The sequence below is a fragment of the Longimicrobiaceae bacterium genome (genome assembly GCA_035936415.1).
Classification (GTDB): Bacteria; Gemmatimonadota; Gemmatimonadetes; order Longimicrobiales; family Longimicrobiaceae; genus JAFAYN01.
In genome coordinates this window covers 1-5,657 of the sequence record DASYWD010000026.1, presented here as the reverse complement: position 1 = coordinate 5,657, position 5,657 = coordinate 1, and the positions used below count along the sequence as shown (strand labels likewise).

The window sequence follows — 5,657 nt, the reverse complement described above, 5'->3', positions numbered from 1 at the left end:
CTCTCCTTCAGCGTGCTCGCCGACAGCGCCATGGAGCACTACCGCGGCGGGTTCTACAACCCGGCGATGTTCGTGGCGCCGGCCGTGTCCGCGCTCACGCTGGGCACCGCCGCCCGCGCCCTGGCCCGCGGCGGCCGGGTGCGCCGGACGGATGCCGCGGTCTACGGCGCGGCGGCGCTCGCCGGGCTGGCCGGCACAGGCTTCCACACCTGGAACGTCCTGCGGCGCACCGGGGGCCTCCGCTGGGAGAACGTGTTCTACGGCGCCCCCGTCGGGGCCCCGCTCGGGATCACCTACGCGGGGCTCTACGGCCTCGCCGCCCGGCACGCTGCCACGGGGAATGGGCGCCCCGGGACGACGCTGCCCCCCCTCCTGGGGTGGGCCGCCGCGGCGGGGCTCGCGGGGACGGCCGCGGAGGCCGGGCTGCTCCACTTCCGCGGCGCGTTCCAGGACCCCGTCATGTACCTCCCCGTCACCGTTCCGCCGCTCGCCGCGCTGGCGCTCGGGGCCGCCGTGGCGCGCCCCTCGGCGTCCCGGCGCAGGACCGCCGTCCGGCTCCTCTGGGGGACGGTGGGGATGGGCCTGGCCGGCGTCGGCTTCCACGCCGTGGGGGTGGCCCGCAACATGGGGGGATGGAAGAACTGGAGCCAGAACCTGCTGCAGGGGCCGCCCCTCCCGGCGCCCCCGTCCTTCACGGGGATGGCCCTGGCCGGGCTGGCCGCGATCGAGCTGATGGAAGGAGGCGCCCGTGCCTGAGCCGCTCCGCACCCCGTACGCGGGCTACGACGTCCTGCGGAAGTGGGACACCCCCTCCTGGAACGACCAGACCCGCGAGGTCGTCGGCCGGAGGCTCCACGAGGTCCCGGAGCGCCGCTTCCTCCGCACGGACGAGTGGGCCACGCTGGAGGCCGTCTGCGCGCGCCTCCTTCCCCAGCCGGACCGCCCGGACGACCCGGTCCCCATCGTCCCCTGGATCGACCGTAAGCTCGACCTGAACGAGGGGGCCGGCTACCGCTACGAGACCATGCCCCCCCTGCGGGAGGCATGGCGGCTGGGGATCGCCGGGATCGAGAAGGAGAGCGGCCGGCGCCACGGCGCCCGCTTCTCCGAGCTCGCCCCCGCGGAGCAGGACGGGATCCTCCGCGCCATCCAGGAGGGCGAGGTGAGCGGCGAGCCGTGGGACGAGCTTCCCCCGGTGCGCTTCTTCGCGGAGGTCCTGCTCAAGGGGGTGGTGGGGGTCTACTACTCGCACCCGGCGGCGTGGAGCGAGATCGGCTACAGCGGCCCGGCCAGCCCGCGCGGGTACGTGCGGCTCGGCGCCGACCAGCGCGACCCCTGGGAGGCGGAGGAGAGGGATGCCTGAGCCGATCCGGGCCGGGGGCGGCCGCGCGCCGAACGTATTCCGCCGCGGCGAGTGGGTCCCCATGCGCTGCTACCGGGACGACGAGGAGGTGGACTTCGCCATCGTGGGGACCGGGGCGGGGGGCGGCACCCTCGCCTTCAAGCTGGCGAAGGCGGGGTTCCGGGTGGTGGCCTTCGACGCCGGCCCGTACTGGCGCCCCCTGGAGGACTTCGCCTCCGACGAGGACGAGCAGCAGAAGCTGTACTGGACCGACGAGCGCATCAGCGGGGGCGAGGACCCCATCCAGCTCGGGAGCAACAACAGCGGCCGGGGGGTGGGGGGGAGCACCGTCCACTTCACCATGGTTGTGCTGCGCTTCCGCCCCGAGTGGTTCCGGAGCCGGAGCCTGCTGGGCTACGGGGTGGACTGGCCGGTCTCCTGGGAGGAGATGTGGCCGTACTACGACGAGGTGGAGGAGATGCTGCAGATCTCCGGCCCCGTCTCGTACCCCTGGGGCCCCCCGCGCGGGCGCTACCCCCGCCGCCCGCACGAGGTCAACGCGGCCGGGCTGGTCCTGGCCCGGGGATGCGAGGCGCTGGGGATCCCCTGGGTGGCCACGCCGCTCGCCACCCTCTCCTCCCCGCGGGGGGAGGCGCCCCCCTGCGTCTACCGGGGGTTCTGCGCGGTGGGGTGCTCCACCAACGCCAAGCAGAGCGCGCTGGTCACCTGGATCCCGCGCGCGGTGGAGCACGGGGCGGAGATCCGCGACCTCGCCATGGTCGGGCGGATCGAGACGGGGGCGGACGGCCGCGCCGCGGGGGTGCTCTACCACCGCGACGGGGAGTGGCGCCGGCAGCGGGCGAAGCACGTGGTGGCGGCCGGCTACAGCATCGAGACGCCGCGGCTGCTGCTCAACTCCGCCACGCCGCGCTTCCCCCACGGGCTGGCGAACGGGAGCGGGCTCGTGGGGAAGGGGCTGATGGTGCACTCCAACCACGGCGTGTGGGGGATCATGGACGAGGAGGTGCGCTGCTACAAGGGCCCTCCCGTGATGACCATCACCGAGCACTGGAACTACACGGACGAGGGGAAGGACTTTCACGGCGGCTACCAGTTCGGGAGCCAGGGGCCGCTCCCGCGGGCGTGGGCGCAGGCGACCGCGGCCGGGCGGGGGCTCTGGGGGATGGAGCTGCGGGAGGAGATGACCCGGTACAACCACGTCGCCGGCCTCAAGATGGTGGGCGAGGTGGAGCCGCGGGAGTGCAACCGGGTGGAGCTGGCGGACGAGACGGACCCCCTGGGGCTCCCCATCCCGCGCATCACCTTCTCCTACTCCGACAACGACCGCCGGCTCATCCGGCACGCGGTGGACTTCATGCGCCAGACGCTGGAGGCGGCGGGCGGGAAGGAGACCTGGGCCGACGTGGACACCGCGCACCTGATGGGCGGCTGCCCCATGGGGAGCGACCCGGAGCGGAGCGTCACGGACCCGTACGGGCGCACCTGGGAGATCCCCAACCTGTGGATCTGCGACGGCTCGCTCTTCCCGACCGGGGGAGGGGTGAACCCCTCGGCCACCATCATGGCCCTCGCCTGCCGGACCGGCGACCGGATCGCGGAGATGGGGCGGCGGGGGGAGCTGTGAGGATCGAAACCGCGAGCCAGGGGAGGCGCACGTGAGGAGCAAGCTGCTGCACGACGGGGCGCAGAGGACGTGGGCGCTGGTCTTCGAGACCGGCGACGAGGTCGCCGGGACCCTGCGCGCCTTCGCCGCCGAGCACGGGCTGGCCGGGAGCCACTTCACCGCCATCGGCGCCTTCCAGGACGTCACCGTGGCGTACTTCGACTGGGAGAGCAAGGAGTACCAGCCGATCCCGATCCGGGAGCAGGTGGAGGTCCTGATGCTGGCCGGCGACATCGCCCTGAAGGACGGCGAGCCCAAGCTCCACGCGCACGTGACCGTCGCCAAGCGGGACGGCACCGCCCACGGCGGCCACCTGGTGGAGGCCCACGTGCGCCCCACGCTGGAGCTGGTCCTGACGGAGTCCCCCGAGCACCTGCAGCGCCGCCACGACGCCGAGACCGGCCTGGCGCTGATCGAGGTCTGATACCGAATCCGGATGTATCGCGAGTAGTCGGCGGGGGGAGGCTCCTCCGGCGGTGCGAAACTCGCCCGGCCGGTGGAGCGAGAGGTAAGTGCAGCGCGGGCTCACACAGACGCACCGCCTGCTGAGCCTCCCCCCGCCTCCCGATCACCCTCTCCGGTCTTCCCGGATCGGTATCACGGTGGTCCCGTCGGGGGCTGCCTCGCTCTACGAATAGGACCGGGGCAGGACACGCGTAGCGTGCTCCTGCCCCGGTCCGTTCTGTGGGACTCCGCGCCCGTGGTGTGTCGTGCCGGTGGGTGCGGTGGCGGGTGGGTGGCGTACCTGTCGGCGGGGCCGACCATGGAGAGCCCATCACCGGCGGGAGTCCCGGTCTTCCTCGCTACTCGTGATCCAAAGTCCACACCTCCCCGACCTTGCGGTCGTGCTGCGCCGCCCGGAGAAAGGTCGCGTAGACGTGGACCCCGAACGCCCTCCCCGAACAGTCGAAGAGCATGCCCTGCAAGGGGGTTCCCTTCCTCAACTCTTCGATTGCCCCGAACACGTCCTCCTGTGCCTCGTACACCTTGTCACCGAACGTGGCCGGGAAGAACGGCACGTGGTCGTTGTTGATCTCGATCGGCGCGTCGACCAGGAACTCGGCAGGCAGGTTCCGGAAGATCCCTTCCAGCGCCTTCTCGATCCGGCGGGCGACCTCTTCAATGAGCTCCTCCAGGTCGCCCGGCCGCACGGTGGGCTCGGGGTCCACCTGGACGTAGACGGCCAGGGTCGCGGTACGCCCCTCCTGGGTGACGTAGACCGGAAACCGGGGTGCGTTCTCGTTGTTCATCAGCAACTCCAGGGTCGGTCCAACGGTGTGCGAGCATTGTCCTGAAACACTCCGCGTGTGAGCAACGGCGGTTGAACGGCCGAAGCGGTCACCTCAGTTGAGCCAGACGTTGCGGCTCCTGCCCGCGGTGTGCGCGTGCTCGCGGACCGATGCGAGATCCCGGGCGAAGGCGGTGGCGACCGTCTGGAACGCACCCGCCTTCCGCAGCTCGGAAGGCCCCACACCCAGGAAGTCCCGGAACGTGTTCTTCAGGCTGGACTCGTTCGCGTACCCGCAGGCGCGGGCGACGGACGCCAGCGACCTCTGCGGCTGGTCCAGCAGCTCCGCGGCCATGAGCATGCGGAGCCAGGCGAAGAGCCTCCGGGGCGGCGGAAGGTCGGCGCGCTCGCACCACCGGGGGACCGTGCGCGGGCTGACGCGGAGCGCCGCCGCAAGCTCCGGGGCGCCCCCTCCCACGGCCACGACTTCCGCCGCGCGGGTGAGCATCCCTTGCGTCCTGCTGGGGACACCCTGTGGCAGCGCCCGCTTCAGGAGCCTCTTCACGGGACGGCTGCGCACCAGGCGCAGTCTTCTCGACACGCCGACGGGCGTGGTCTCATGCCCCATGACGATGAAGTCCGCGACACCACAATCGAGGAGCGTCCGCAGGAGCTCGCCGTCGCGCGGAGTCACCGGGAGCGCGGCCAGCACGGTGGCGAACGGGAAGGCGCGCAGGAGCTCCCGCAGCTCCTCGGCAATCCCCCCGTCCGGTCCCAGCGGATCGACCACCGCGACCGCCGTGAGCGGCGCCCGGCCCAGCGCCTCGCGCAGCGCCTTCCAATCGGACAGCTCCGTGAGCCTGTAGAGCTGTCCGGGAATCTCCACGAGGGTTTCGCGGAGAACCCCGCTGGGGTGCAACAGGAGAAGCGGTCTAACCACAGGCTGCATTGCATCCTCCAGGAAGGTTTTACGCCACGGCTTGCACAGCCTACCCGCCCCCCGCACCTTGGAAACCGCACCCGCACCGGGTGTTCGTCCTCTTCCCAACAAAGGAGTTCACCATGAGAACCGCCGGAACTGTCCTCCTGCTCCTCACTGTCAGCCTGCTGACCGCCGGCTGCGGAACCCAAAGCCTCGTTGCGCCGGACCGCCCTGCCTTCGACGGGGGCGGGTATCTCGGCGGCGGCGGCAGTGCTGACGTTGCGTCCGATACCTCCGCGCAGGGAGACACCGTGACCGCCTCCGGCTTCGGTGGTGGCTACATCGGCGCGGGCGGCGGGGCCGAGGCGGGACCCGATACGTCCGCACAGGGCGATACCGTAACGGTGTACGGCGCTGGTATTGGCTACCTTGGCGGGGGCGGCTAGGAGGCTACCGGCCGACACGCGGCCTGGCCGCGTGT

The 5,657-nt window shown here is 72.0% G+C and carries 7 protein-coding genes; 5 read left to right on the top strand and 2 right to left on the bottom strand.

The window, feature by feature from the left end; all coding sequences use genetic code 11:
* From VGR37_01090 to VGR37_01075, 4 genes are all read left to right on the top strand, one after another.
* Positions 1-756: hypothetical protein (locus VGR37_01090; GenBank protein ID HEV2145990.1), on the top strand; the 756-nt coding region annotated here is incomplete at its 5' end.
* The gene (locus VGR37_01085) at positions 749-1,363 is read left to right on the top strand and encodes a gluconate 2-dehydrogenase subunit 3 family protein (GenBank protein ID HEV2145989.1); all 615 of its coding nucleotides are present in this window, start codon (positions 749-751) and stop codon (positions 1,361-1,363) included. The genes VGR37_01090 and VGR37_01085, both read left to right, overlap by 8 nt.
* A complete protein-coding gene (locus VGR37_01080; protein ID HEV2145988.1) occupies positions 1,356-2,987 on the top strand; it encodes a GMC family oxidoreductase in 1,632 nt (543 codons plus the stop codon). The genes VGR37_01085 and VGR37_01080 overlap by 8 nt, the downstream gene beginning before the upstream one ends.
* 31 nt (positions 2,988-3,018) lie before the next feature.
* Positions 3,019-3,450, top strand: a complete 432-nt coding sequence (locus tag VGR37_01075) for a PPC domain-containing DNA-binding protein (protein HEV2145987.1) — start codon at positions 3,019-3,021, stop codon at positions 3,448-3,450.
* A gap of 379 nt (positions 3,451-3,829) precedes the next feature.
* Here VGR37_01075 and VGR37_01070 read toward each other — a convergent pair whose 3' ends face one another.
* Positions 3,830-4,276 (bottom strand): hypothetical protein, encoded by a 447-nt coding sequence (locus tag VGR37_01070; GenBank protein HEV2145986.1) that lies wholly within the window; start codon positions 4,274-4,276, stop codon positions 3,830-3,832.
* 93 nt (positions 4,277-4,369) lie between these two features.
* Positions 4,370-5,140, bottom strand: coding sequence for a helix-turn-helix domain-containing protein (locus tag VGR37_01065; protein HEV2145985.1), 771 nt, complete (start codon positions 5,138-5,140; stop codon positions 4,370-4,372).
* A gap of 176 nt (positions 5,141-5,316) precedes the next feature.
* Here VGR37_01065 and VGR37_01060 point away from each other — a divergent pair, with 176 nt between their 5' ends.
* Complete coding sequence (locus tag VGR37_01060) at positions 5,317-5,622, top strand: hypothetical protein (GenBank protein ID HEV2145984.1); 306 nt, start codon at positions 5,317-5,319, stop codon at positions 5,620-5,622.
* Positions 5,623-5,657 lie beyond the last annotated feature (35 nt).

What these genes read in the sequence shown, in the direction of transcription:
- VGR37_01070 (HEV2145986.1), bottom strand. Translation starts at nt 4,276, where the DNA reads ATGAACAACGAGAACGCACCCCGGTTTCCGGTCTACGTCACCCAGGAG.
- VGR37_01080 (HEV2145988.1), top strand. Translation starts at nt 1,356, where the DNA reads ATGCCTGAGCCGATCCGGGCCGGGGGCGGCCGCGCGCCGAACGTATTC.
- VGR37_01060 (HEV2145984.1), top strand. Translation starts at nt 5,317, where the DNA reads ATGAGAACCGCCGGAACTGTCCTCCTGCTCCTCACTGTCAGCCTGCTG.